Source organism: Streptomyces sp. NPDC015661, from assembly GCF_043077765.1.
GTDB lineage: Bacteria > Actinomycetota > Actinomycetes > Streptomycetales > Streptomycetaceae > Streptomyces.
Genome location: NZ_JBIBST010000002.1, coordinates 45,714 through 71,713, shown reverse-complemented (window position 1 = coordinate 71,713; position 26,000 = coordinate 45,714). Strand labels below are relative to the sequence as shown.

Genomic DNA, 26,000 nt, shown 5'->3' with positions numbered 1-26,000 from the left:
ACTATGATCAGTTCATGAATGCCCCCGTCGTACTGCACGTGGCCGCGACGCCGGCCTCCCCCGCTCTCGTCCTCCGCCCCTGGCGCCCGGAGGACGTCGCCGCACTGGTCCAGGTGAGCCGGGATCCAGGACTGAGCCTGTGGGCGAGTTCCGTCGTGGACGACGAGGCCCAGGGGGCGCAGTGGGTGCGGACCCGGCAACAGGACTGGGCAGGGGGAGACCGGTTGGGCTTCGCCGTCCTCGAGGAACAAGGGGATTCGGCCGGCGGACGGCTGGTGGGCAGCGTGGTCCTCAAGGACGCCGCCCCCGGCAGGCCGGCGGCGGAGGTGGGCTACTGGACCGCGGCGCGCGCCCGTGGGCGGGGAGTGGCCTCCCGCTCCTTGGCGGCCCTCACCGGCTGGGCCTTCGACACCTTCGCAGCCGACGGGCTCGAGCGCCTCGAACTCCTGCACCAGGTGGACAACCTGGCGTCGTGCCGGGTCGCGCAGAAGGGCGGGTACGACTTCGACAGCATCCTGCCGGCGTCGCCGCCCGCCTTCCCCCACGACGGCCACCTGCACATACGGCGCGCGAGCGCCTGACGTCCTCCCGGCTTCGGCGGATCCGCCGCCGGCTCCGTGCCCGGTCAGCCGGCGTGGAGGACCCGGAACCGATCGGGGTGTACGGGGTCCCGGTCGACGACCTGGATCGGCGCCCACGTCCACTGCCACACGCCGATGCCCGGCGCGCGGGAGAAGCGGATCGGCCCGCGTGTGCCCTCGACGGTCACGCGCGGCCAGGACCCGGCGACCACCAACCGGTCCGTGCCGTGGGAGCGCAGCGCCTCGGCGAGGACGGTGATCGTGTCCCAGCCCTCGAAGGCGACGAAGGAGGGCGCCTCGCCCAGCCGCTCGGCGAGCTCCTTCCCGACGCGCTCGCCCAGCGGCCCGAAGTGCTCGGGCCGATAGCGCAGGAAGGGGATCCCGGCGCCGTCCTCGCCGAGCGCGGCGGCCCATTCCGCGAACTCCGGCTGCCCGGCCGGAGCGCCGATCAGCAGCTCCGCGAGCCGCCGGTCGCCCCGTACCGCCCGGACGATCGGCACCGCCGGCTCCGGGCTGCCGACCAGGAGAAGAAGCGCCGTGGCGCCGTGGTCGACGAGCGCGTCGCACAGGGCGTCGGGGGTGAGCGTGGTCGCGTCGAGTTCGACGACGCTGCCGCCCCGGGAGGCGAGGTGGTCCCGCAGGACGCGGGTGCCGGTCGCCCAGTAGACGCTCGGCTGGGTCGCCACGGCGATCCGGGGCCGGCCCGCGGCGAGGAGGAAGTCCGCGTAGATCCGCCAGCCGCGCGACTGGGCCGGAGCAAGGCGTGCGACCCACTCCGTCGGCTCCTCGGTCAGCGCGTCGAGCACCGCCGACGAACACAGGAACGGCACGCCGAGGGCGTCGGCCCGGGCGGCGGCGGCACGGGCGACGACGCTGTGGTACTCGCCCACCACGGCGGCCACGCCGAGGCCCGCCAGTTCGTCCACGGCCGCCGCGGCCCGTTCGGGGTCGGCCGCGGTGTCCCGGACCACGAGCTCCACCGGACGGCCGTCGATCCCGCCCGTGTCGTTGACCTCGCGCACGGCCAGGTCGAGCCCGGCGAGCAGGTGCGTGCCCGCCTCGACCCAGCCGGGACGCGTGAGCGGTACGAGGGCGCCGAGGCGGACGGGCGAGCCGTCCGTGTGAGGGGCTTCGGACGGAGAGGGTGGCGTGTTCATGGCGCTCATTGGAACCATGCGCACCGGGCCCTCGGCAAGCCCTTATCCGCTCGCGGCCCTCAGCGCCGGTGAGGCGGTGAACAGGGCGGACACGGCGGCCCGTACCTGTTCCGCGACCACCTCGGGGGAAGAGGCGTCCAGCTTGCCGTCGAGGTGCAGGAACGCCAGGCCGTGGACGAGGGCCCACACGGTGGTCGGGAGGGGACCCGTCCCGTCCGCGCCGGGAAACGCCTCGCGGACCATGCCGCGGACGTACTCCGTGATGACGGCGGTCGCGGCGACCCGCTCCTCGCTGGTCGGATCGCAGGGCTCCGCGAACATCGCCCGGAACAGCGCGGGGTGGTCGAGGGCGAAGCGCACGTAGGCGACGGCGACGGCTGCCAGGTCGTCGGGAGTCGACGGCGCGGGGTGGGCCTCGGCCAGGTGCTGGGCGAGTTCGCGGTAGCCGTCCGCGGCGACCGCGGAGACGAGCGCGTCCCGGTCGGCGTAGTGACGGTAGGGAGCCGTGGCCGACACGCCCGCCCGTCGGGCGACCGCACGCAGCGAAAGGCCCGCGCTGCCGTCCTCCTCCAGGAGTTCGCGCGCGGCGCGCAGGCAGGCGGCGCGCAGATCGCCGTGGTGATACGTACCGGTTTGCGACATAGGTCACACTCTTTTATGTTTGCGCTGCTTACATCGAGGCTTAATGTTTGTGGTGCACACATCGTAGGTGAGGGAGAAGGAAGAGGGAACCGGGATGACCAGCGCGCTGTTCTCGCCGCTGCCCCTGCGCTCGGGGCAGGTGCTCGACAACCGCATCGCGAAGGCGGCCATGGAGGAGAACATGGCCGGCGGCGGCCAGCTCCCCGACCGGCGGCTGCTGACCCTGTACCGCCGATGGGCCGCCGGCGGCACCGGGCTGCTCATCACCGGCAACGTGATGGTGCACGCCGAGGCGCTGACCGGCCCCGGCGGAGTCGTGCTCGACGAGCATGCGCCCCTGGAGCCCTTCGCCGAGTGGGCGAAGGCCGGCAAGTCCGGCGGCGGCGCGATCTGGATGCAGATCAACCACCCCGGCCGCCAGGTGGCGTCCGACATGCCGGGCGTCGTGTGGGGCCCGTCCGACGTCGCCGTCGACCTGGGCAAGCACAGCGGCCGGTTCGGCCGGCCGACCGCCATGACCCCGCAGCAGATCGAGGACACCGTGGCGCGGTTCGCCGTCACCGCCCACCGCGCCGAGCAGGCGGGCTTCGACGGAGTCGAGATCCATGCCGCGCACGGCTACCTGCTGTCGCAGTTCCTGTCCCCGCTCGTCAACAAGCGGACCGACCAGTGGGGCGGGTCCCTGGAGAACAGGGCCCGGATGCTCCTCGACGTCGTCCGCGCGGTCCGCGCCGCCGTCTCGCCGTCCTTCGCGGTCGCGGTGAAGCTCAACTCCGCCGACTTCCAGCGCGGCGGCTTCGAGGCCGACGACGCACGCCAGGTGATCGAGCTGCTCGCACCGCTGGGCGTGGACCTGGTCGAACTGTCCGGCGGCAGCTACGAGAGCCCGGCGATGGCCGGCCGTCCCGCCGAGGGCCGGGGGAGGGGCGGCCGTCCCGCCGACGACCGCACCCGCGCCCGCGAGGCCTACTTCCTGGACCTGGCCGAGGACCTGGTGAGGACCAGCCCCATCCCGCTGATGCTCACCGGCGGCATCACCCGGCGCGCGACGGCCGAGCAGGTCCTCGAAAGCGGCGTCGCGGTCGTCGGGATGGGAACCGCCCTCGCCGTCACCCCGGACCTGCCCGACCGCTGGAGGAGCGACCGCGAGGCCGAGCGGCGCCTCGCGCAGGTGAGCTGGTCGGACAAGACCCTCGCCTCGGCCGCCGGGATGGCGCAGGTCCGCCACCAGATGCGCCGGCTCGCCCGGGGCAGTGAGCCCAGGCCCGGTACGCACCCGGCGATCGCCCTCGTCTCCGAGTACCGGAAGCAGCGGGTGGCCCTGCGCGGCTACCGCACCTGGCTCGCCACGAGCCGGTAAAGGGGGGGGAACTTCCCCGCCTTCGCACGCGTTCCGGAAGGCGACCTGATCATTTGACGTGGGACACGGCGGCGGGGCGCGCCGTCGGGGGAAGTGAGCAAGCCATGGCCATGGTGGGCCTGTTCTGGATCGCCGAGGGCGACGTGTACGTGGGCGCGAAGCCCTCCGGCCTGGCCCCTGGGGTCCGCCTGACGCCCGACGGTGTGGTGGCCCTCGGCGACGGGCAGTCCGGCCTCCATCTGTGGGAGGACGTACGCGCCCTCACGGTGGCGGACGTTCCCGTGAAGTCCTTGAAGCGGCAGGTCGGCGTCGTCACGGACGTGGCCCTGGACGTGGTGATGAACCTGGCCATGACCTTGGGCCCGGGCCGCACGGGGGAGGCCCCGCCGATGATGACGCTGGGCCTGGAGTCGGGTGACGGCGCGTACGAGCTGAAGGCCTACGTGGCCGCGGCCGTCGGCTACTCGCCGGCCGAGGTCGAGCTCTCCCGCGCCCTCCTGTCCCGCCTCACGGAGGGCGCCGCGACGATGGCCACGACGCTCGCGGCGATGTCGGAGTGGGGGCGCGCCTGGGAGGGCGGGTCGCCGCGCGCGTCGCAGCGCGAGGAACTGCTGCGGCGGTGGCTGGACTAGCCGGCGCATCGGGTTGCGTTTGCACCCGAGGCGGGGACCATGGAAGGGAGAACAGGGATTCGACGCCCGTAGAAGGCGACCCGCGTCAGGAACGGGCGGGGCCCGGACACGGACGCCCCCGCTCCGCATGCTCGTCGTGCGGGTCGACCATCGACTCCCGGCAGGGCCGCGAAGCCAAGGCGGACCGGCCGGTCCCGTCCTGACCCGCCACGCATCCGATACGGCCCGGACTCGACCGCACTCCCCCTCAGGAGGCGTCATGACCGAACCCGAAGACCCACTCGGCCAGTGGACGGGTCGGTTGCTCCGGCTCGGCGTCGGCATCGCGCCCGAGGCCGCTCGGAGTTTCGTGCACGACCTGTACGCACAGGCCCAGTCCGACCTCGACGACGAGCGGGCGGAGGCCGACTTCCAACGGGAGGAGTGAAGCCGGGCGAGAGCCGTCGTGGATCTGGTGAGGAACGGAGTTCCACATGACCGACACGGAAACGTGGGGCGATGACGTCTACCAGCCCGACGGCAGCGAAGTCCAGGACGACGCGGGTGTCCTGGACTACGAGGACACCCTCGAAGGACCGGTCGGCGACCCGCTCGACGCGGGGTACTCGCCGCCGGAACGGCCCCTCGGGGCCGAGCACACGGGCGAGACCGCGGCCGAACGGCAGCGGGGCGAATCCCTCGACGAGCGCCTGGCGGAGGAGGAGCCGGAGCCGTCCCTCCTCGATGGCGACGGCATCGGCGACTCGACGGACACCGACGGCGAGCTCCTGGACGACCAGGTCGGCGGCCGGCGCGCGGGCCGACTGATGTCCGAGGACGAGGGCGCGCACGCCATCAGCTCGGAACTGAACGCCCGGGACCTCGGCATCGACGGCGGTGCCGCGTCCGCCGAGGAAGCCGCGATGCACATCATCGACGTGGAGTGACTCAACCGGCCTTCGGATCGCGGACCGCCAGGAGCGCCGCGCCGAAGTCCGCGGCCGCGCGCGGGTCGGCGAGGGAGCGGCCCGTCAGTTCCTCGACGCGCCGCAGGCGGTAGCGCACGGTGTTGGGGTGCACGAAGAGGCTTCGGGCCGCGCCGGCGGCCGAGCCGGCGGCGGCGAACCAGTGCTCCAGGGTGCGCAGCAGACGGGACCGCTCCGCGGCAGGGAGATCGAGCACCGGCCGGAGCACCACGTCCATCAGGTGCGCGGCCTCGGCCGGAGCCGCGGCGACGACCATGGCCAGCGGATTGTCGTCGAAGCGGGCCACACCGGGGCCGGTGCCTTCGAGCCCGGCCAGGGCGAGACGCGCGAAGCGCAGGGCCTGCGGTGTGTCCCGCAACGACTGGAAGCGTGGACTGAAGCCCACACGGGCGCGTGTGCGGCGCAGGATGCGCAGACACGTGGCCTCCGCCGCCGGCGTGGGCAGGGCGATCAGAGCGAGCTGCTGGTCCGGCAGGAGCCTCCAGGCGGACGGAAGGTTCGCCTGGCGCAGCGCCGCCTCCGCCCCGGTGAGCGGTTCCTCGCCCGGCGTGGCGGCCTTCGCCGCGGCGACCGCGTAGGGCCCGTGCTCGGGCAGCTCCAGTTCGCGCGCGGTCTCCCACAGCGTGCGATCGGTGACGATCCCGGTGAACAGCGCCTCCACCAGGGCGGACCGACGTGCCTGTCCCTGCGAGGTGAGCTCGGCGGCCGCCTCCCGGTAGGCCACCGCCACGGACTCGGCGTACAGACCGGACAGCGCCCAGAACTCCGTCGACTCCGACAGCAGGAGGTCGACGGAGATCTCCGGGCGGGTGCGGGCCTCGGCGAGGATCTCCGTCCACAGGAGCTGCGAGCCGATCCGGTACGCGTGGAGGGTGTCCGCCAGCGGTACCCCCTGCTCCGCCCGCAGCCGACCCGTGTCCCGGGCCGAACTCGCGTCCGGAGTGCCGCCGAGACGGAGGTGGGTGAGGATCAGGTCCGCGTTGGCGGTACAGGAGCGGCGCAGGGAGTCCAGCGGGATCAGCGACTCGTCCTCGTACGCCTCCACCTCCGCACGGATGCGCAGTGCCATGCGCTCGCCGAGTTCCGGAAGCCCTGCCTGAAGCGTCGCGGCCACGCCCGAAAGGATCATTCCCGCAGCTTAACGCGGTCACATTGTGGTCAGGGACAAACCCGAACGTCATGCGTTGTCGCACCGGCCATAGGCCGGTCGTGCATACGACGGCAGTATGTCGACGATGTAAACATTCGATGATGCCGTGTAACGGAGGCAGGTCATGGCCAATCTGGCAGGGTTCCTCGTGGAGACGGCTGCGCGGCAGCCCGAGCGTCCCGCGCTGCGCCTGGGGGAGCGGGTCATCAGCTACGCGGAGCTGGACGAGAGCAGCGCCCGCGCCGCCGCTCTGCTCAGGTCCGAGGGCGTCCGGCCGGGTGACCGGGTCGCGCTGATGCTGCCGAACGTTCCCGAGTTCGTCGTCCTGTACTACGGCGTGCTGCGTGCCGGAGCGGTCGTCGTCCCGATGAACCCGCTGCTGAAGACCCGGGAGAGCGAGTTCCACCTCGCCGACTCCGGCGCGGTGTGGCTCTTCGAGTGGCACCAGGCTCCGGGCGAGGGCGCTCAGGGGGCGGCCGCGGCGGGTGTGCGGCACACGGCCGTCGAGCCCCTCGCGTTCGCCGCGGCGCTGGCCGGGCGGGAGCCGCTGCCCGAGGTCGCCGACACGGACGACGAGGACATGGCCGTCCTGCTGTACACCTCCGGCACCACCGGCCGCCCCAAGGGCGCCGTCCTCACCCACGCCGGCCTGCGGCACAACACCGAGGTCAACAGCGTCCACATCCAGGAGATGACCCCGGAGGACGTGGTGGTGGGCTGTCTGCCGCTGTTCCACATCTTCGGCCAGATCTGCACCATGAGCGCCGCCGTCCGCAGCGGCGCCTCCCTCGTCCTCATCCCGCGCTTCGAGCCCGGAGCCGTCCTCGCGGCCGTCGCCCGCGAGCGGGCCACCGTCTTCGAGGGCGTGCCGACCATGTACGCGGCGCTGCTCCAGCACCCCGCGGACGCGGACGTGTCGACGCTGCGGATGTGCATCTCCGGCGGCGCCTCGCTGCCGGTGGAGATCCTCCACGGCTTCGAGCGGCGCTTCGGCTGTCCGGTCCTGGAGGGCTTCGGCATGTCCGAGACCAGCCCGGTGGTCACGTTCAACCACCCCGACCGGCCGCGCAAGGCCGGCTCCATCGGCACCCCCATCCGGGACGTCGAGGTGCGGCTCCTCGACGACAAGGGCCAGGACGTGGCCCCCGGCGAGGTCGGCGAACTGTCCGTCCGCGGACCCAACCTGATGAAGGGTTACTGGAACCGCCCGCAGGAGACGGAAGCGGCCATCCCCGACGGCTGGCTCCGCAGCGGCGACCTCGCCCGCGCCGACGAGGACGGCTACCTCTACGTCGTCGACCGCAAGAAGGACATGATCATCCGCGGCGGCTACAACGTCTACCCGCGCGAGATCGAGGAGGTGCTGCACGAGCACCCGGCCGTCGCCCTCGCCGCGGTGGTGGGATTCCCGCACCCCGAGCTCGGCGAGGAGGTCGCGGCCGCGGTCGTGCTGCGCCCCGGGGCGGAAGCCGCCCCCGAGGAACTGCGGGAGTACGTCAAGGACCGCGTGGCCGCCTACAAGTACCCGCGCAGGGTGTGGCTCGTGGACGCGCTGCCGCTGGGGCCGAGCGGCAAGATCCTCAAGAGGGAGATCACCGTGCCCGCGGCCTCCGGCGAGCCGGGTCAGTAGGCGGTCGCCCTGTTCTCCTCCGCCCAGAGCCGCTCCGTGTCGGAGCCGCCGGGCGGAGGAACGAGCCCGTTGATCATCCAGAGCTCCTCGCTGGTCTCGTCGACGTGGAACTCCCAGTGGAGCCCGGCGTGCCGTTCGAGGTGGGGGCGCACCATCTCCCTGATCCAGCGGGCCGTCCGGCGCCTGCTCTCCTCGTCGGGGTTGCGCCGGGCGATGTGGTCGATGGTGATGCGGACCCCGACCTGGGCGGGCTCCCCGCCGACGTAGAAGTCCTCGGGCCGGGTCTCCTGGAACAGGGTGACCACATAGAAGCGGGGCAGGCCGGCCTTCTCGTAATGGTCGGCGACGGACGAGGCGAGCCGGTGCTTCTCGTCGGCGGAGAAGATTCCCGGCGTGTGGTGAACGGTCCACAGGGGCATGGCGGTTCGTGGCTCCTCGGTCGGGGGTGCGGGGTGGTCAGCCGGCGGCCGGGAACGTCAGGTGTTCCACGGGCCCGGACAGCGCGGACTTCACGGTGATGCTGACGTCGTCGGCGAGCACCTCGACGGCCCCGGCCTCCAGGCCGTCGACGATCCGCGCGGCGACGTCGGCGGGCTTGGCCTTGCTCCGGTCGAGGGCGGACACCATGTCGGTGTCGATGAATCCGGCGTGCACGCCGACGACGTGCGTGTGCTGCGGCGCGAGTTCGAGCCGGAGCGAGTTCGTGAGCGACCAGGCCGCCGCCTTGGAGGCCCCGTACGCTCCGCTGCCCGCCAACCACGACAGTACGGAGTGCATGTTCACCAGCGCTCCGCCGCCGTTCGCGGCGAGGACGGGGGCGAACGCCCGCGCCACCCGCAACGGTCCGAAGACGTTGACGTCGAAGGTCTCGGCCGTCTGCTCGAAGTCGCCCGTGAGCAGCGGCGCGGGCAGCAGGACCCCGGCGTTGTTGAACACGATCCCGGCGTCCGGGGCGAGCTCCGCGAGGGCGGCGACCGACTCGGCCGAGCGGACGTCGAGCACGGTGGTCACCACCCGCGGGCGCTCGTCGACGTAGGCCGAGCGGGCGGTGGAGTACACCTTGCTCGCCCCGCGTGCCAGGACCTCGTCGACGAGCGCGGCGCCCAGTCCTCGCCGCCCGCCGGTCACCACGACCACCTTGCCCGCCACCGTCACCACGACACTCACTTCCCATCTGGATAACGACCTCGTTAGTCAGATGCAAGCACGTCGGGGCTGAGTAACGCAAGCATTAGTTACAATGGGCCGGTGGCGATGAGCTTCGAGAAGAGACTGAGCGACCGGGACACGTGGTCGATCGGCGACGGGTGCTCGGCCGGCCGGGTGCTCGACCTGCTGAGCACCCGGACGGTCTTCATGGTCGTACGGGAGTGCTTCTACGGCACGACCAGGTTCGAGGACTTCGTGGTGAGGATCGGCACCTCCGCGCCCTCGGTCTCCCGCGCGCTCAAGCAGCTGGAGTCGGCCGGGGTCGTGGCGCGCACTCCCTACCAGGAGCCGGGCAAGCGGGCCCGCGACGAGTACCGGCTCACCGAGGCGGGCGAGGACCTGCTGCCGGTCTTCCTGTCGCTCGTCCGGTGGGGGGACGCGTACCTGCAGGACGGCCGTCCGCCGCTGGCCTTCGTCGAAGCCGGGAGCGGCCGCCCGCTGAGCGTGCGCGTGACCGCCGACCCGGCGCCCGATCCGTCGTCCGACGACATCGAGATCCGTCTGCACCCCGACTGGCGTCGCGACTGACGCCGGCGCGGCGCGAGGAGCTGTACGGGGCTCAGTCCGCGCGCTTCCTGCCGTGGAGGTGCAGCGAGCGCAGGGCCGCTTCGAGGGCGAACCGGTGGTCGGGATCGAGGAGCCGGTCGCCGAAGTGGTTGTCCAGGTTCCGCAGGCGGTAGCGGACCGTCTGCGCGTGCACGCCCAGCATCTCGCCGACCTGTTCGGCGGGGGCGCGCGTGGAGATGTGGACGCGCAGGGTCTCGATCAGCCGCTCGCGCCGGGTACCGGAAAGGTCGTCGAGCGGGGCCAGTTCACGCGCGGCGAGATGCGCCGTGAGGGCCGGATCGGACAGCAGCCACAACGTTGTCAGGTGCTCCTCGCAGCGCACGAGGGGCGCGTTCGCCACGATGCCGTCGTCGATGAGTTGCAGTACGCGCCGGGCCCAGCGGATCGAGTGCGCGGCCTGCGCCGGCGGCACGGTCAGGCCGACGACGGCGGGAGTGCCGGCCAGGGCGGATTCGAGCATCGCGAGGCGCTGCGGGGTGAGCGGCCCCGGGATGAGCAGGTGCGGCTGGGGAAGGCTGAGGTCGGCCAGGACGTCCCGGTCGAGACCCGCCTGGACGAGCTCGGCGACCGGGGGACGGAGGGCCACCAGGGTGCATTCGGCGGGGAGCTGCCAGGAGGCCTCCTGGCACAGCTCGGCGATCGTCGCCCGGGGCAGTGGCGGACCCGCGACGACGAGGTGGAGTAACTGTCTTCTCCGTGCCGCCACGTCGGACACCGCGCGGGCCTGGGCCATGACGTAGCCCTCGCGGGACAGGGCTTCGAGCTCCTCGACGTACGCGAAGAGGGCGTCCGCGAAGGCCAGGATGAGGGTGGGGGAGAGGTTGTAGGTGCGGCCGATGCTCTTGGCCCGGCGCAGCGCGATGCGGGCCCCGAGACGGTAGGCGCCCTGTAAGCAGTCGAGGTCGCGGCCCTCGTAGGCCTCCACGCGGCCGAACTTGCGCAGCAGCTCGTCCCGGAGGACCGACTTCGTGCCCGGGGCGGCGACCCGTTCCACGAAGGCCGCCAGGGCCTGTTCCACGCCCTGGCGGATGGCGTCCGAGTGCGGTCCATTGAAGAGATGGGCGTAGACGGGATAGGTCCGCTGGACCTCCACGCCGATCTCCTTGATGAGGCCCGGGATCTCCGGCCTCATCAGGTCGGCGAACTCCCTGGGGAGCGGGTCGAGCGGCTCGCCGATGTTCGGTGACTGTGCCATAGCGGGCATGGGCCGATCCCTTGCTCTCCTGCGCGACCGGTGGGGAGCGGCGGTGCGGCGCCCTCCCTCGTGGGGTGGGCGCCGCCCCGGCCGTCAGGTGCGTACCAACGGGGACTGCTGAAGCTAAATCAACTGCTGTGTGCTGTACACAACTTGCGCAAGAGTTGGCGGTCCGGGGGCCCGTGTGCCGCCTGACTAGGCCGGGAATCGCCCTTGGGTGGCCGTTACCTGACGGCCGAGTGCCAGTTCTGCGAGAAGACCTTGCCGGCGTCGGGGGCGATCACGCCGGGGGCGTAGAGACCGGTCAGATACGTCTGGGTGTTGTTGAGGGTGAGGCTGTTGCGGCCGGCGGCGGAGGGCAGCCCCGTCTTGAGGTTGACCGCGCCGTTGACCAGACCGAGCCCCAGGCCGCAGCCGCTGGCACCGGGGACGGCGAAGGTGGTGTCGACCTGGGTGGAGCCGAGGAGGTTGAGGCGGCTCATGTCGCCTTCCTCGTTCGGGGTGCCGTCGCCGGAGTAGCGGTCGACGGAGAAGTCCGGCGCGGTCTTGTTGCTCGGGCGCAGCAGGATCGGATTGGACTTCGTCCCGATGTAGCAGTTGCTGCCGAGGAAGGGGTTCTCCAGGTGGATCCGGACCGGGATGGTCACGATCGGCATGTCGGTGAGAACGCCCGCGATCTGATCGAAGTTCGAGGGCGTGCCGACCGATTCCATGGTGGCGGTGATCCTGTTGAGGTCGGCGTCGGACAGCTGTCGGCAGATGTCGGTGATGAACGGGATGTCGCTCGGACACATCAGGCCGAGCAGGCCGCCGGGGACGGTGGCGGAGTCCGTGATGATCGAGCCGGCGGGCGGGGCGACGACGGTGTTGGTGCCGTCGGCGTTCTGGATCACGCCGATCTGGAGGTTCGTCCTGCCGGTGACGACGGTCGTGTTCCCGAGCTTGATGGAGCCTCCGGCCGAGGAGGACGACACGCACTGCGGCGCCTTGTCGAGACCGTCGGCGGCGACGATCGCGGGGGCGTCGACGGGGCAGCGGTCGAACGGGGCCCAGCTGCCGTTCAGCTGCGGTGCGGCCGCGGTCGCCGTGCCGACGGAGACGAAGGCGCCGAGAGCGGTCAACGCGGAGAGGGTGGCGAGTCTCGTGCGGGAGGAGACGAGGGACATGGCGGATGCCTTCCGTCGGGGAGAGGGGGACAGGGCGGTCTGTTCAGCGTTCGGGCTTGGGGACCACGTACGGCTGGCGGTCCTCGGTGCACTGGCCGTCGGTGGGCACGTCGACGCCGACGGCGCAGGTCTGACCCTGGATCTGCTTGATGTGGTTGCCGGGGCCGGAGATGGACGCGGTCAGGAGCCGGTCGAGGTTCTCGCCGCCGGCCCCGCAACCCTTGAAGGCGGGGATGGACACCTCGCCGGAGAGCGGCCCGCCGCCGGTGAGGAGGTAACCGGTCGCGTCCGTGCCGTTGAGGAGCTGTCCCTTGCCCAGGAGCACGAGGTGGTCCCCGGGGTACTTGACGGGGTCGGGCTCGGGGGAGGTGAGCGGCCTCTCGGTGCGGCAGTCGGGCCCGACGTCCAGCCGGGTGCCGTTCACCCGGACATCGAGGACGCGCAGCACGAAGGGGGCGCGGATGTACGTCTCCGAGAGGTTGTCGGGGAAGACCAGCAGGACGTCCGAGTCGACGGTCAGGGGCCCCGTCTGCTCCAGGACCATGGTGGCCGTGGCCGGCGCGAAGCCGAACGTCAGGAAGGTGGCCTTGAACGGCGGGGTCTGTTTGCGCCCCCGGTAGGAGAGGTTGCCCGTCGACGGAGTGAGGAGGTGCATGCTTCCGTCCGGCCGGATGACGAATTCCGGCTGGCCCTGCTCGATCAGGACGCAGGACACCGGAATGACGGTGGCGCCGTTCAGCTTGCGCACGTTGGAGTAACCGGTGATGTACGCCGACAGCGAGGTGGGGGTCGGTGCCTCGGTGACGCAGGGTGGTGCTGCGGGTCGGCCCGCCGGGGTGCCGGGTGTGTCCTCGTCGGTCACCGTCAGGCCCCTGCCCCTGTCCGCCTGCTGACCGATCCGCGGGCCCTTCGGGTTGTGGCCGTTGGCCGTTCCCGGCCTCACCGGGACCGTCCGTCCCGAGGGGGAGGACGGCCCGCGGGAAGGGGAGGAGGAAGGGGACGCCGAAGGGGCCGACGGCGGCGGAGGGGTGCTCGGTTCCCCGGTGCCGGTGTCGGCGCCGACCGGGACCGTGGCCAGCAGGGTCCGGCCCTCCGCGTCCCGGCCCGGGGTGCAGGTGACGGAGACGGACGTGGGGGTGGTGGGTGCGCCGGCGTCCGTGCTCGGGGCGAGATCGAGGGTGAGGCCCGCGGCGGTGAGGGTCAGATCGCCGGCCGTGCCCGTCGTCAGCGTGGGCACGTCGCCGGTCGTGGTGAGCACGAGAGGCCCCTCGGCCGGGACGTCGAGGGACTGCGCCGTCCCGTTCCATGTGGTCTGCGCGCGCTGCTCGTTCTGGGCCACGTCGACCGTGAGCCGGGTTTCCGCCCGTACGGTGGAGCCCAGGGGCGCGGTGAGGCCGGCCGCGGCCGGGAGTTCCACCGTCGTGGTGACGCCGGTGGGCCTGATCTCCTCGCCGGGGGCCGCCCGGTCGGGGAAGGCCGCCGTGATCCGCACCGTCGCCGGCTGCTGTCCGGACGGCAGGGCGCAGACGTAGGGCAGCGCGGTGTCGACCTTCAGCGTCCCGACGGCGACGGCTGCCGCCGGGAGCAGGGGGGCGAGCGCCACGAACGCGGCGATCGTCGCGCCGCTCGCGCGGATACGGGAAGGTCGAGGGGTGGGCCCGGGGCCTCTCATCTGCTGCTCCGCTCGGGTCGTTCGTGCGCCGGTGGGGAAGGGGGCCGGCGAAGGGCGCGCGCACAGGCCCGCGTCCGCCCGGCCGGGGTCGCCGGCCGGACGGACGCGGGTTTCTGCGTCCTTACGGGTTGGAGCCGACGATCGTCGGGATGGTCGTGGTGCCCGCCACCTTGAAGAGGTAGGTGCCCTTGAAGGTGGGCTTGGCGCCGACCGGGACGGCCGAACCGCAGCCGCTCGACGAGACGACGGTCAGCTCGCCGGAGACGCTGTTGACGGCCAGCGCGCCCGTCGAGTTGGTGTACGTGCTGGACGCCTTGCCCGTCACCCGGAAGACACAGGCGCCGACGGTCACCGTGGCGTCGACGTTGCCGACGTAGCCCTTGGTGACGCCCGTCGAGGCGGTGTAGTCCTGCGCCACGATCGTCCAGGGGGTGGCGGGGACGGCGGTCACGGGGCCCAGCACGCTGGTGCAGGGCGTGCCGCTGACGCCGAAGGCGATGGAGTTGATGGTGCCCACGGTCGCCGGGTTGCCGGTGGTGCTCTGCCCCGTGCCGGAACCGTTCGACTTCGTACACGTCATGGCGATGCCGTTGACGCTGAGGACGATGTTCCCGCTGTTGACCGCGGTGATGCTGGCCGGCGACGGGCTGACGGTCCAGACCGTGGACGCCACCGCCGACGCGGGGCTCACGGCCAGGGCGAACGCGGCCGAGGCGGCTCCGGCGACGACGGCGAGCTTTCTGATGGGCTTCTTCATGGCTCTGGGACTCTCCTTGGGGATTGACCGGCAGAGGGGTGGCCGCGGTGGGGGTCGAGCGGCCGGCGGCCCGACATTTCTCGGCCGCGAAACCAGACGTTACTTGCGGGAAACTTAGCTGAACAATGGCGCAGTCCATGATTCTTTGGAGATGTCGAAATGCCTGTCAAGTGGGTGAGCGATGGCGTGAATCCCCTTGGTTCCCGGGTGCGTAATGTCGACAATTCTGATCGATCGCCGGGGTGGCCCGACACTCTCCCCGGTGATAAGCGGTGGGGCCGAACTGTCTCCCGCCTGATAAATGTTCCGCCGTTTGATTTCCTGTCGGGAAAACTCGGAATCGGCTATTGCCGCGAGAGGTTACTCGGCCGTAGCGTTCCCGGGGCGGCGCACCCTCGCAGGTCGGCGCAGCTCTGTGTCTCCACGGAGACAAAAGTCGATCCCGACCTTGTCTCCGTGGTGACAAATACGGGGCCGGATCAAGGAATGTGACGCCCGCCTATTGTCCGGGTGATCCGCACCGCCTTAACGTGCGCCCGCGGCGCACACCCGACGCACGCCTGCTGGAGGTGGGATGGGAATCGAAGTAGTCGTTGAGGGGCTGACCATGTCCTTCGGCAAGCAGAACATCTGGCAGGACGTGTCACTGACCCTGCCGGCCGGAGAGGTCAGCGTCATGCTCGGCCCTTCCGGTACCGGAAAGACGGTCTTCCTGAAATCGCTCATCGGACTGCTGAAACCCCAGCAGGGCCGTGTCCTCATCAACGGTGTCGACATGGTCAGCAGCCCGGAACGGGACATCTACGAGACCCGGAAGCTCTTCGGCCTCATGTTCCAGGACGGCGCCCTGTTCGGCTCCATGAGCCTCTTCGACAACATCGCCTTCCCGCTGCGCGAGCACACCCGCAAGCGGGAGTCCGAGATCCGGCGGATCGTCATGGAACGGATCGAACTCGTCGGTCTGCTCGGCGCGGAGGACAAGCTGCCGGGCGAGATCAGCGGAGGCATGCGCAAGCGCGCCGGACTCGCCCGCGCGCTCGTGCTGGACCCGCAGATCGTGCTGTGCGACGAGCCGGACTCCGGACTCGACCCGGTCCGCACCGCCTACCTGTCCCAGCTGCTCATCGACCTCAACGCGCGGATCGACGCCACGATGCTCATCGTCACCCACAACCTCGACATCGCCGCCACCGTCCCCGACAACATGGGGATGTTCTTCCGGCGCAGGCTCGTCACCTTCGGGCCCCGCGAGGTCCTCCTCACCAGTGACGAACCGGTCGTGACCCAGTTCCTCGCCGGCCGCCGCGAAGGACCCATCGGCATGTCCGAGGAGAAGGACGCCGCCCTCCTCGCCGCCGAGGCGGACAACCCGGCCGGCCACGCGACCGCGCCCCGCGTCATCGTCCCGCAGCTGGAACCGTCCCCGGGGCTGCCGCCCCGCGCGGCCGTCACCCGGCGCCGGGAGCGCGTCCTCGGCATGCTCGACCAGCTGCCGCCCGCCGCCCGCGCCGCCATCCGCGACACCTACGCGCGGACCGCCGCCGCACCCACCCTGACCATGCCGGCCACCGGGAGCGGCTCGTGATCACCGGCGCCCTGCGGCAGACCGGCCGCCTCTTCGCCCTCGCCGCCGAGGTGAGCAGGGCCGTCTTCCGGCGCCCCTTCCAGTTCCGCGAGTTCATCGAGCAGTTCTGGTTCGTCGCGAGCGTCACCATCCTGCCCGCCGCACTCGTCTCCATCCCGTTCGGCGCCGTCATCGCCCTCCAGGTCGGCTCCCTCACCCAGCAGCTGGGAGCCCAGTCGTTCACCGGCGGTGCCAGCGTCCTCGCCGTCATCCAGCAGGCCGGCCCGCTCATCGTGGCCCTCCTGATCGCCGGCGCCGGCGGCTCCGCCATCTGCGCCGACCTCGGCTCCCGCAAGATCCGGGAGGAGCTCGACGCCATGGAGGTCATGGGCGTCTCGCCCGTCCAGCGCCTGGTCGTCCCGCGCGTCCTCGCCACCATGGCGGTCGCCGTGCTCCTCAACGGCATGGTCTCCGTCGTCGGCACCCTGGGCGGCTACTTCTTCAACATCGTCCTCCAGGGCGGCACCCCCGGCGCGTACCTCTCCAGCTTCTCCGCCCTCGCCCAGCTGCCCGACCTCTACATCAGCGAACTCAAGGCCCTGATCTTCGGGTTCATCGCCGGCATCGTCGCCGCCTACCGGGGGCTCAACCCCCGCGGCGGACCCAAAGGCGTCGGCGACGCCGTCAACCAGTCCGTCGTCATCACCTTCATGCTGCTGTTCTTCGTGAACATGGTGCTCACGGGCATCTACCTGCAGATCGTCCCGCCGAAGGGAGGCTGAGACCGATGGCCTCCCCTTTCGTATGGCTCGACCGGTCCGGTGACCAGCTCCTGTTCTACGTCCGCGCCCTGCTCTGGATCCCGCGCACGCTGCGCCGCTACCTCAAGGAGGTGCAACGGCTGCTCGCCGAGGTCGCCTTCGGCTCCGGCGGCCTCGGCGTCATCGGCGGCACCATCGGCGTCATGATCGCGATGACGCTGTTCACCGGAACCGTCGTCGGCCTCCAGGGCTACGCGGCCCTCGAACAGATCGGCACCGCCGCCTTCACCGGATTCGTGTCCGCGTACTTCAACACCCGCGAGATCGCCCCGCTCGTCGCCGGACTCGCGCTCTCCGCCACCGTCGGCGCCGGATTCACCGCCCAGCTCGGCGCCATGCGCATCAACGAAGAGGTCGACGCCCTCGAAGGCATGGGCATCCGCTCCATGCCGTACCTGGTCACCACCCGCATCATCGCGGGCGTCGTCGCCATCGTCCCGCTCTACGCGATCGGCCTGCTCTCCTCCTACCTGGCCTCCCGCTACGTCACGGTCCTCTTCAACGGCCAGTCCCAGGGGACCTACGACCACTACTTCAACCTCTTCCTGTCACCGACGGACGTCCTCCTCTCGGTGCTGAAGGTGCTGATCTTCAGCGTGATGGTGATCATCGCCCACTGCTACTACGGCTTCCGGGCCACCGGCGGCCCCGCAGGCGTCGGCATCGCCGTCGGCCGCTCCGTACGCAACGCCATCGTGCTGATCAGCGTCACCGACTTCTTCCTGTCCCTGGCCCTCTGGGGCGCGACCACGACCGTGAAGGTGGCGGGGTGAGATGAGCGACTCACGTGCCGAGACCGTCCGCCGCCGGTTCGCCGGCGTCGTCTTCCTGCTCGTACCCGTCCTGCTCGCCTCCCTCGCGGTCGCCGTCTACGACAAGCGCTTCACCGACTCCGACCCGATCACCGTCGAGACCGGCAGCGTCGGCAACGAGATGCACCTCGGAGCCGAGGTGAAACTCCGCGGCGTCGTCGTCGGCGAGGTCCGCGCCATCGACGCCACCGACGGCGGAGCCCGGCTCACCCTCGCCATGCGGCCCGGAACCCTGAGCCACGTCCCCTCCGACGTCCGCGCGCAGATGCTGCCCACGACCCTCTTCGGCGAACGCTTCGTGGCCCTCGTGCCGCCCGTGACCCCCTCCGCCCGGGCGCTCGGACCCGGAGACGTCATCCCCGAGGACCGGTCGAGCAACGCCGTGGAGCTCCAGCAGGTCCTCGACGACGTCCTGCCCCTGCTCACGGCCGTCCAGCCGCAGAAACTGTCGGCGACCCTCTCCGCCGTCTCCCGCGCCCTCGAAGGACGCGGCGACAAGCTCGGCGAGACGCTCGCCCAACTCGACGCCCACCTCCGTGAGTTCAACCCGCACCTGCCCGCCCTCACCCGCGACCTGAAAGAGCTCGTGAAGGTCAGCCACCTCTACGCGGACGCCGCCCCGGACATCGTCACCGCGCTCACCGACTTCACCAGGACCAGCGGCACCCTCGCCGAGAAGGAGGGCGAGTTGGCCGGAACCTTCGGCGCCACCACCCGCACGGCACAGGACATGACCGCCTTCCTCCGGCAGAACAAGAACAACATCATCCGCCTCAGCGCCACCGGCAGGCCCACCCTGGAACTGCTCGCCGAGTACTCCCCGTCCTTCCCCTGCACCCTGCGCACCCTCGCCCAGTTCGTGCCCGCGATGGACAAGGCCCTCGGCAAGGGCACGAACCAGCCCGGACTGCACGTCGAGGTGACCACCGTCCCCTCGCGCGGTGCCTACGTCCCCGGCCGCGACACGCCCTCGTACGGATCGGGCGGCGGCCCCCACTGCTACCCCGTGCCCTACCTCGGCGTCCCGGCCGCACCCGCCGCGCGGGCCTCCGCCGCGGCCGAGCAGCACCTCGGGCCCGCCAACTCCCCGCAGGAGAACGACCTCGTCAACGAACTCCTCGCCCCCGCGGCGAAGAAGCGGCCCGGCGACCTGCCGGACTGGAGCAGCCTGCTCGCCGGCCCGGCGTTCCGCGGCGCGGAGGTGACCCTCCGATGACGACACGGCCCTCCGCCACGCGACGACGCGGCCTGACCGGGACCGTCCTGAAGTCCCTCGCGTTCGTCCTGGTCACGGCGCTCGCCACCACCGTCCTCGGCTTCAGCATCGCCAACACCGGGGTCGGCTCCGCCACCCGCACGTACAAGGCGCTGTTCACCGACGTCACCGGGCTCGCCGAGGGCGACTCCGTGCGCATCGCCGGAGTGAAGGTGGGCGAGGTGACCGACGTGCGCGTCGTCCAGCGGCGCACCGCCCAGGTCACCTTCACGGTCCGCGAGGACCGCACCCTGCCCCGGTCGGCGACCGCCGCCGTGAAGTACCTCAACATGGTCGGGCAGCGGTACGTCTCCCTCGGCCGGGGCACCGGCGACCTGACCGGCACCCTGAACGCGGGTGACACCATCCCGCTCGACCGCACCACACCCGCACTCGACCTGACCCTGCTGTTCAACGGCTTCAAGCCCCTGTTCGAGGGACTCTCGCCCGCCGACGTCAACGATCTCGCCGGCTCGCTCGTGCAGGTCCTCCAGGGCGAGAGCGGAACCGTCGACAGCCTCCTGCGGCACATCGGCTCCCTCACCAAGACCGTGGCCGCCAAGGACAAGGTCATCGGCGAGGTCGTCACCCACCTCAACACGGTCCTCACCACCCTCAACAACCGCGAGGCCGCCTTCGGGGACCTCGTCGTCACCCTCCAGAAACTCGTCACCGGCTTCAACACCGACCGCAAACCCCTCGGCGAGGCGGTCAAGGCCATCGGCGACCTCACCACGACGACCGCCGGACTCCTCCAGGAGGGACGCGCCCCCCTCAAGAAGGACATCCGCGAACTCGGCCGGCTCTCGGGCACCCTGGGCGACCACACCCCCGCCATCGAGACCTTCCTCGCCCACACCCCCGGCAAGATGACGGCCCTGGCCCGGCTCTCCTCGTACGGATCGTGGTTCAACCTCTACCTCTGCGAGGCACGCGTGAGCGGCGTGGGAACCTCCGACGGCTCCAAGCCGCCGACCGGCATCGCCGTGACCGAGGCGAGGTGCCGCGGATGAGCCCGCTCGGCCGGATCAAGCCGGTCAAGGAACGCAGCCCCGTCGCCGTCGCCCTCGTCGGCCTCGTGGTCCTCGCCCTCATGACCGTCCTGGCGTACAACGTGGAACGGCTGCCCCTCGTCGGCGGCGACACCGCCTACAGCGCCGACTTCACCGAGGCCGCCGGACTCGACGCCGGCGACGAGGTCCGCATCGCCGGGGTCAAGGTCGGCAAGGTCACCGAGGTCGCCCTCGACGGCCCCAGGGTCAAGGTGACGTTCGAGGTCGGCGACGCCTGGATCGGCGACCGCTCCACCGCCGCCATCGCCATCAAGACCCTCCTCGGTGAGAAGTACCTGGCACTCGACCCGCTGGGCTCCGCCCCGCAGGACCCCGGCACCCGCATCCCGCAGTCCCGCACCACCTCCCCGTACGACGTGACGCAGGCCTTCGAGGACCTCAGCGGCACCGTCGACGCCATCGACACCGAGAAGCTCGCGGAGAGCTTCGAGACGATCTCCGACACCTTCAAGAACAGCCCGCCGCACGTACGGAACGCCGCCACCGGTCTGTCCGAGCTGTCGAAGTCCGTCTCCAAGCGCGACACCGAGCTCGCCCGGCTCCTGGAGAACAGCAAGAAGTTCACCAAGACCCTGCAGGACAAGAAGTCCAGCTTCGAGATCCTCATCGAGGACGGCGGCTCGCTGCTCGGGGAGCTCAGGAAGCGCCGCGAGGCCATCCGCGCACTCCTCAAGGGAAGCAGGGACCTGGGCACCGAGCTCAGCGGCCTCGTCGGCGACAACAAACGGCAGCTCGGCCCCACCCTGAAGGCCCTCAGCCGCGTCACCGGCGTCCTGGAGAAGAACAGCGGCCAGCTCGACAAGACACTGGCGCTCATCGGCCCGTACTACCGGCTCGTCGGCAACACGCTCGGCAGCGGCCGCTGGTTCGACAGCTACCTGTGCGGCGTGGTGCCCCGCACCTATCTGCCCGAGGCCTCGCAGCCCAAGACCGGATGCCTGCCGCCGAAACAGACGGCGACGGCCAAGGGGAGCGGTGAACGATGACCAAGCCCAGAAAACCCCTCGTCGCCGGGCTCGCCCTCACGGTGCTCGCGGCCTGCGGCCTCGTCGCCGTCCGCGTCCTCGACGACGACGGCATCCGCGTCACGGCCTGGTTCGACCGGGCGGTCGGCATCTACGCCGGATCCGACCTCCGCGTCCTCGGCGTACGCGTGGGAGAGGTGGAATCCGTGGAGCCGCAGGGCACCCGGGTCCGCGTCGAACTCCGCCTCGACGAAGGCGTCCGCGTCCCCGCCGACGCCCGGGCCCTCGTCGTCGCCCCGAGCATCGTCGCCGACCGGTACGTCCAGCTCACCCCCGCCTACAGCACCGGCCCCGCCCTCGCCGACGGCGCCCAGCTGCCCGCCTCGCGCAACCGCACCCCCGTCGAGATCGACCAGCTCTACGACTCGATCACCGAACTGAGCAAGGCGCTCGGCCCCGACGGCGCCAACTCCGCCGGAGCCCTCTCCGCACTCCTGGACACCGGGGCGAAGAACCTCAAGGGCAACGGCACGGCCATCGGCACCTCCATCGAACAGTTCGGCAAGGCCGCCAAGACCCTCGACGGCAGCAGCGAGAACCTGTTCACCACCCTCGGCCAACTCCAGACCTTCACCACCATGCTGAAGAAGAGGGACGGCGACGTCCGCACCGCGCAGGAACGCCTCGACGAGGTCGTCGGCTACTTCGCCGAGAACAAGGAGGACCTCGCCGGCGCCCTGAAGGAACTCGGCAAGGCCCTCGCCCAGGTCAAGACCTTCATCAAGGACAACCGCGGTGAGCTGAAGAAGAACGTCGACCGGCTCGTCCCCCTCACCCAGACCCTCGTCGACCAGCGGGCCTCCCTCGCGGAAGCACTCGACGTCGCCCCGCTCGCCGCCGGCAACGTCGTCAACGCCTACAACCCGGACACCCGCACCCTCGACGGCCGCGCCGACCTCAACGAGATCAGCATGGGCGGACCCCTGCTGCCCCTGCCGGTCACCGGAGCCTCGTCGGCGAGCACCGGAGAGGGGGAGCGGTGAACCGGGACTCCCTGCCCTCCCGGAGGGCCGTCGGGGCCGGCGCCGTCGGAGCCGTCGCCCTCGGCCTCGGACTCGCCGTCGTCCTCGGCGCGATCCCCGCGCACCCCGTCCGCTTCGACGGCATCGAGAACCTGCCGCTGCCCGGCGGCGCCGACCTCGGCCCCCACCCCTACACCGTCACCGCCGAACTCGACGACGTACTGAGCCTCGTCCCGCAGTCCGCGGTCAAGGTCAACGACGTCGCCGTCGGCCGCGTCACCGCCATCGAACTCGGCACCGGTACCTGGTCCGCCCGCGTCACCCTGAAGATCAACGGCGACGTCCGGCTCCCCGCCGACGCCGGGGCACGGCTGGAACAATCGAGCCTCCTCGGCGAGAAGTACATCCAGCTCGTCGCCCCGCGGAAGGACACCGGCGCCCGCCTCACCGACGGCAGCGTCATCCCGCTCGCGCGCACCAGCCGCAACACGGAGGTCGAGGAGGTGTTCGGCGCGCTGTCGCTGCTCCTCAACGGCGGCGGCGTCAACCAGCTCAAGACCATCACCCGGGAACTCAACGCGGCGCTCGGCGGCCGCGAACCCGAGGTCCGCTCGATGCTGAACCGCGTGAACACCCTGGTGACGAACCTCGACGCGCACCGCGGCGACATCACCCGCGCCCTCGACGGCGTCAACCGGCTCTCCGCCACCCTCGCCGGCCGCAAGAAGGACGTCGACACCGTCCTCACCGGCCTCTCGCCCGGCCTGAAGACCCTGGAACACCAGCGAGGCTCCCTGCTGACCATGCTGCGCGCCCTCGACACCCTCTCCGGCGTCGCCGTCTCCACCGTCGACGCCAGCAAGAAGGACATGATCGCCGACCTCAAGGCCCTCGCACCGACCCTCACCGCGCTCGCGGACGCCGGAGCCGACCTGCCCGCATCACTCCAGGTGCTCCTCACCTATCCCTTCACCGACGAAGTGATGCGCGGCATCAAGGGCGACTACCTCAACACCTACCTCCACCTCGCCGCCGCCCCGGGCACCGAGGTCGTCCCGCCCCTGATCCCCAGGGCCGAACCCACCCCGACCCCCAGCCCGTCGGCCCCGGAGCCGACCGCCCAGCAGCGCACCGGAACGAAGGACACCCCGCGGAACCCGCGACCGGCGCTGCCCCTGCCCCCGGTCACGACGGGCACCACACCCAAGGACGGAGGCGAGAACCGGTGATCACCCGCACGATCCGACTGAAGAACCTCGCGTTCCTCGTCATCGCCGTACTCGTCCTCGGCTTCGTCGGCATCCGCTACGCCGACCTCGGCCGCTACGCCGGCGTCGCCGACCACTACACCGTCCGCGTCCACCTCGCCCGTACGGGAGGTCTCTTCACCCACTCCGACGTCACCTACCGGGGCGTCTCCGTGGGCCGCGTCGGCGCCATCGACCTCACCGCCGACGGAGTCGTCGCCGAACTGCGCATCAAGAAGTCGGCGCCCCGGATCCCCGCCGACGCCCGCGCCGTGGTCGCCGGACTCTCCGCCGTCGGCGAGCAGTACATCGACCTCCGCCCCGAGAGCGACGGCGCACCCTTCCTCGCCGACGGCGCCCGCATCGAACAGTCCGACACCGAGGTGCCGGCGCCCGTCACCGACGTCCTCTCGAGCGTGAACGACCTCACCCGCTCCGTACCCCTCGACTCCCTGCGCACGGTCGTCGACGAACTCGGCAAGGCCTTCGAGGGACACGGCGACGACCTCCAGGTCCTCCTCGACAACGGCAGCAGATTCGTCCAGGCCGCCGACCGGTCCCTGCCGGCCACCACCCGGCTCATCGACGACGGCGAGGTCGTCCTGCGCACCCAGGCCGACGAGAGCCGCGCCATCCGGGACTTCGCCACCGGCGCCCGCGACCTGGCCGCCACCCTCAAGGGCTCCGACGCCGACCTGCGCCGCCTCCTCGCCGTCACCCCCGACGCGACCGGCCAGGTCAGCGGCCTCCTGCGCGACCTCGACCCGAGCCTCGGCGTCGTCCTCGCCAACCTCCTCACCACCTCGGAGATCGCCGTGACCCGGCAACGCGGCACGGAGGAACTCCTCGTGAAGTTCCCGGCGGCCGTCTCGGCGGGAGCCACCACCGTCGACGGAGGACACGTGAACTTCGGCATGGCCGTCACCTTCTTCACACCACTGCCGTGCACCTCCGGCTACGGCGGTACGCGCTACCGCAACGGACTCGATCTTGGGACCGCGCCCGCCCTCAACACCCGAGCCGCCTGCACGTCCCCGGCCTCCACCGGCATCGCCGTACGCGGCTCGGCCCACGCCCCCGGGAGCGGCCGCGTACCCACCCCGGCCCGGCCCGGCTCCCTGCCCTCCGGCAGCGCGCGCACCACCGGCGACACGCACCAGGCCCTGCCGGGCGCGCTCGCCCTGCCCGGCGAGACCGGCACGCCGACGGACATGGCCGGACTCCTCGGCCTGAGCACCGGGAGCACCCGATGAAGCGGGGGAAGGCCCTGGTCACCGGCGCCCTCGTCGTCGCCCTCGGCTTCTGCGGGACCGGAGCCTGGACCTACGCCCAGGCCCGCACCGACGAGGAGCTCGCCTTCAGCCGGGAACGCGACACCGCCCTCGCCGAAGGCCGCAGCCGCATCACCGTCCTGAACACCCTCGACGCCTCGACCCGCGAACGCGCCGAAGCGGGCATCCGGGCCTGGCGCGAGGCCTCCACCGGACCGCTCCGCACCGAACTCGGCCGCACCGCACCCGCGGTCGGCGCCTCGGCACGCGCCACGGTCACCGAGGCCGCGCTCACCGCCCTCGACCCGAGGGCCGGTACGGCGAAACTCATCGCGACCGTACGCGTCGACGTCACCCCGCGCGGCGCCGCGACCGCCACCACCGACCGCAAACGCCTGGAGGCCGTCCTGACCCGCACGGACGAGAACACCTGGAGGGTCGCGGCACTGAGCGCGGTGCCGGTCGCCGGAGCGGAGGACGGGAACCGATGACGCGACTGCTGCGCGAGGAGACCGCAGGGGACACGGAAACCGACGGGGGAGAGGCAACGGAGCCCGTCGGGGGAGAGACACCGGAGACCGACGGGGGAGAGGCAACGGAGCCCGTCGGGGGAGAGACACCGGAGACCAACGGGGGAGAGATACCGGAGGCCGACGGCGGAGAAACACCGGAGGCCGTCGGCGGAGAAACACCGGAGGCCGACGGCGACGACCGGCCGGAGACGACGTCGGTCACGGACGGGGACGCGACCGGGACCACCGGCACAACCGGACGCCGATCCGCCGGCGCGTGGCGAAAGGGCGCCCTCGCCGCCGCCCTCACCGTCCTCCTCCTCGGCGGCAGCGGGTTCTTCCACGCCGCCCACCAGCTCCGCTCCACCCCGTCGGCGCGCAACCACGCGCTCACCGACACCGAGAACACGACCCGGGTGAGCGGCGACGTCGCCGAAGGACTCGCCCGGGTCTTCTCCTACACGGCGGCGAACACGGACGCCGCCGAACGCTCCGCCCGCACCGTCCTCGCGGGGCGCGCCGCCCGCCAGTACGCCGACCTGCTCGCCCAGGTCCGCGCGCACCTGCTCGAGCAGCGCATCACCCTCTCCACCCAGACCGTCCGCACCGGAGTGATCGAACTCGACGGGGACAGCGCGCGCCTCCTCGTGTTCCTCGACCAGCGCTCTCGCCGGGACAAGGCCGCCGCCACCTCCGCCGCGGCCCAACTCACCGTCACCGCCGAGTACCGCGGGGACCGGTGGCTGATCGTCGACATCAAGGCCCGCTGACGATG

The 26,000-nt window shown here is 71.5% G+C and carries 27 protein-coding genes; 18 read left to right on the top strand and 9 right to left on the bottom strand.

Going from position 1 to position 26,000, the window contains the following annotated elements:
* Positions 1-14: 14 nt before the first annotated feature.
* A complete protein-coding gene (locus ACF07V_RS04770; protein ID WP_392151445.1) occupies positions 15-581 on the top strand; it encodes a GNAT family N-acetyltransferase in 567 nt (188 codons plus the stop codon).
* A gap of 44 nt (positions 582-625) precedes the next feature.
* Here ACF07V_RS04770 and ACF07V_RS04765 read toward each other — a convergent pair whose 3' ends face one another.
* Both ACF07V_RS04765 and ACF07V_RS04760 read right to left on the bottom strand, forming a co-directional pair.
* Entirely contained in the window at positions 626-1,738 is a 1,113-nt protein-coding gene (locus ACF07V_RS04765; RefSeq protein ID WP_392151444.1) for an ABC transporter substrate-binding protein, read from the bottom strand.
* A gap of 42 nt (positions 1,739-1,780) precedes the next feature.
* Positions 1,781-2,380, bottom strand: coding sequence for a TetR/AcrR family transcriptional regulator (locus ACF07V_RS04760; RefSeq protein WP_392151443.1), 600 nt, complete (start codon positions 2,378-2,380; stop codon positions 1,781-1,783).
* Positions 2,381-2,474: 94 nt separating this feature from the next.
* On the opposite strand from ACF07V_RS04760, the gene ACF07V_RS04755 reads away from it, so the two are divergent.
* The 4 genes from ACF07V_RS04755 (at position 2,475) to ACF07V_RS04740 (ending at position 5,298) form a co-directional block, all read left to right on the top strand.
* Positions 2,475-3,740: an NADH:flavin oxidoreductase/NADH oxidase family protein gene (locus ACF07V_RS04755; RefSeq protein WP_392151442.1), complete on the top strand. Its 1,266-nt coding sequence runs from the start codon at positions 2,475-2,477 to the stop codon at positions 3,738-3,740.
* A 104-nt stretch (positions 3,741-3,844) separates the two neighbouring features.
* The gene (locus tag ACF07V_RS04750; protein WP_392151441.1) at positions 3,845-4,372 is read left to right on the top strand and encodes a hypothetical protein; all 528 of its coding nucleotides are present in this window, start codon (positions 3,845-3,847) and stop codon (positions 4,370-4,372) included.
* Between the two features lie 259 nt (positions 4,373-4,631).
* Entirely contained in the window at positions 4,632-4,799 is a 168-nt protein-coding gene (locus ACF07V_RS04745) for a hypothetical protein (protein ID WP_392151440.1), read from the top strand.
* 46 nt (positions 4,800-4,845) lie between these two features.
* Complete coding sequence (locus ACF07V_RS04740) at positions 4,846-5,298, top strand: DUF5709 domain-containing protein (RefSeq protein ID WP_392151439.1); 453 nt, start codon at positions 4,846-4,848, stop codon at positions 5,296-5,298.
* Position 5,299: 1 nt separating this feature from the next.
* Here the strand turns inward: ACF07V_RS04740 and ACF07V_RS04735 are convergent, their stop codons facing one another.
* Entirely contained in the window at positions 5,300-6,451 is a 1,152-nt protein-coding gene (locus ACF07V_RS04735) for a PucR family transcriptional regulator (protein WP_392151438.1), read from the bottom strand.
* A gap of 160 nt (positions 6,452-6,611) precedes the next feature.
* Between ACF07V_RS04735 and ACF07V_RS04730 the strand changes: the two genes are divergently transcribed.
* Positions 6,612-8,117: a long-chain fatty acid--CoA ligase gene (locus tag ACF07V_RS04730; protein WP_392151437.1), complete on the top strand. Its 1,506-nt coding sequence runs from the start codon at positions 6,612-6,614 to the stop codon at positions 8,115-8,117.
* Here the strand turns inward: ACF07V_RS04730 and ACF07V_RS04725 are convergent.
* Positions 8,111-8,536 (bottom strand): tautomerase family protein, encoded by a 426-nt coding sequence (locus ACF07V_RS04725; RefSeq protein WP_392151436.1) that lies wholly within the window; start codon positions 8,534-8,536, stop codon positions 8,111-8,113. The two genes, ACF07V_RS04730 and ACF07V_RS04725, sit on opposite strands and share 7 nt — an antisense overlap.
* 37 nt (positions 8,537-8,573) lie before the next feature.
* A complete protein-coding gene (locus ACF07V_RS04720) occupies positions 8,574-9,284 on the bottom strand; it encodes an SDR family oxidoreductase (RefSeq protein ID WP_392151435.1) in 711 nt (236 codons plus the stop codon).
* An 87-nt stretch (positions 9,285-9,371) separates the two neighbouring features.
* Between ACF07V_RS04720 and ACF07V_RS04715 the strand changes: the two genes are divergently transcribed.
* Positions 9,372-9,854, top strand: coding sequence for a winged helix-turn-helix transcriptional regulator (locus ACF07V_RS04715; RefSeq protein WP_392152348.1), 483 nt, complete (start codon positions 9,372-9,374; stop codon positions 9,852-9,854).
* A gap of 31 nt (positions 9,855-9,885) precedes the next feature.
* Here the strand turns inward: ACF07V_RS04715 and ACF07V_RS04710 are convergent, their stop codons facing one another.
* The 4 genes from ACF07V_RS04710 to ACF07V_RS04695 form a co-directional block, all read right to left on the bottom strand.
* A complete protein-coding gene (locus ACF07V_RS04710) occupies positions 9,886-11,097 on the bottom strand; it encodes a helix-turn-helix domain-containing protein (RefSeq protein ID WP_392151434.1) in 1,212 nt (403 codons plus the stop codon).
* A 215-nt stretch (positions 11,098-11,312) separates the two neighbouring features.
* Positions 11,313-12,254 (bottom strand): hypothetical protein, encoded by a 942-nt coding sequence (locus ACF07V_RS04705; protein ID WP_392151433.1) that lies wholly within the window; start codon positions 12,252-12,254, stop codon positions 11,313-11,315.
* A gap of 43 nt (positions 12,255-12,297) precedes the next feature.
* Positions 12,298-13,926: a DUF6801 domain-containing protein gene (locus ACF07V_RS04700; RefSeq protein WP_392151432.1), complete on the bottom strand. Its 1,629-nt coding sequence runs from the start codon at positions 13,924-13,926 to the stop codon at positions 12,298-12,300.
* A 121-nt stretch (positions 13,927-14,047) separates the two neighbouring features.
* The gene (locus ACF07V_RS04695; protein ID WP_392151431.1) at positions 14,048-14,683 is read right to left on the bottom strand and encodes a hypothetical protein; all 636 of its coding nucleotides are present in this window, start codon (positions 14,681-14,683) and stop codon (positions 14,048-14,050) included.
* A 574-nt stretch (positions 14,684-15,257) separates the two neighbouring features.
* Here ACF07V_RS04695 and ACF07V_RS04690 point away from each other — a divergent pair.
* Genes ACF07V_RS04690 through ACF07V_RS04640 form a run of 11 tightly spaced genes read left to right on the top strand, consistent with a single transcriptional unit; the run spans position 15,258 to position 25,995 of the window.
* On the top strand, positions 15,258-16,268 hold the full coding sequence (locus ACF07V_RS04690) for an ABC transporter ATP-binding protein (protein WP_392151430.1): 1,011 nt from the start codon (positions 15,258-15,260) through the stop codon (positions 16,266-16,268).
* Positions 16,265-17,029 (top strand): MlaE family ABC transporter permease, encoded by a 765-nt coding sequence (locus ACF07V_RS04685; protein WP_392151429.1) that lies wholly within the window; start codon positions 16,265-16,267, stop codon positions 17,027-17,029. The genes ACF07V_RS04690 and ACF07V_RS04685 overlap by 4 nt, the downstream gene beginning before the upstream one ends.
* A gap of 5 nt (positions 17,030-17,034) precedes the next feature.
* Positions 17,035-17,841 (top strand): MlaE family ABC transporter permease, encoded by an 807-nt coding sequence (locus ACF07V_RS04680; RefSeq protein ID WP_392151428.1) that lies wholly within the window; start codon positions 17,035-17,037, stop codon positions 17,839-17,841.
* Between the two features lies 1 nt (position 17,842).
* Positions 17,843-19,096: an MCE family protein gene (locus ACF07V_RS04675; protein WP_392151427.1), complete on the top strand. Its 1,254-nt coding sequence runs from the start codon at positions 17,843-17,845 to the stop codon at positions 19,094-19,096.
* Positions 19,093-20,148 carry an MCE family protein gene (locus ACF07V_RS04670; protein WP_392151426.1) on the top strand — a complete coding sequence of 352 codons (1,056 nt, stop codon included), beginning with the start codon at positions 19,093-19,095 and terminating at the stop codon, positions 20,146-20,148. Before ACF07V_RS04675 ends, ACF07V_RS04670 begins: the two co-directional genes overlap by 4 nt.
* Positions 20,145-21,194: an MCE family protein gene (locus tag ACF07V_RS04665; protein WP_392151425.1), complete on the top strand. Its 1,050-nt coding sequence runs from the start codon at positions 20,145-20,147 to the stop codon at positions 21,192-21,194. The genes ACF07V_RS04670 and ACF07V_RS04665 overlap by 4 nt, the downstream gene beginning before the upstream one ends.
* Positions 21,191-22,216: an MCE family protein gene (locus ACF07V_RS04660; protein ID WP_392151424.1), complete on the top strand. Its 1,026-nt coding sequence runs from the start codon at positions 21,191-21,193 to the stop codon at positions 22,214-22,216. Before ACF07V_RS04665 ends, ACF07V_RS04660 begins: the two co-directional genes overlap by 4 nt.
* Positions 22,213-23,424: an MCE family protein gene (locus tag ACF07V_RS04655; RefSeq protein WP_392151423.1), complete on the top strand. Its 1,212-nt coding sequence runs from the start codon at positions 22,213-22,215 to the stop codon at positions 23,422-23,424. Before ACF07V_RS04660 ends, ACF07V_RS04655 begins: the two co-directional genes overlap by 4 nt.
* Positions 23,421-24,695: an MCE family protein gene (locus ACF07V_RS04650; protein WP_392151422.1), complete on the top strand. Its 1,275-nt coding sequence runs from the start codon at positions 23,421-23,423 to the stop codon at positions 24,693-24,695. The genes ACF07V_RS04655 and ACF07V_RS04650 overlap by 4 nt, the downstream gene beginning before the upstream one ends.
* Positions 24,692-25,204 (top strand): hypothetical protein, encoded by a 513-nt coding sequence (locus ACF07V_RS04645; RefSeq protein ID WP_392151421.1) that lies wholly within the window; start codon positions 24,692-24,694, stop codon positions 25,202-25,204. The genes ACF07V_RS04650 and ACF07V_RS04645 overlap by 4 nt, the downstream gene beginning before the upstream one ends.
* Complete coding sequence (locus ACF07V_RS04640) at positions 25,201-25,995, top strand: hypothetical protein (RefSeq protein WP_392151420.1); 795 nt, start codon at positions 25,201-25,203, stop codon at positions 25,993-25,995. The genes ACF07V_RS04645 and ACF07V_RS04640 overlap by 4 nt, the downstream gene beginning before the upstream one ends.
* The last annotated feature ends 5 nt before the right edge of the window (positions 25,996-26,000 follow it).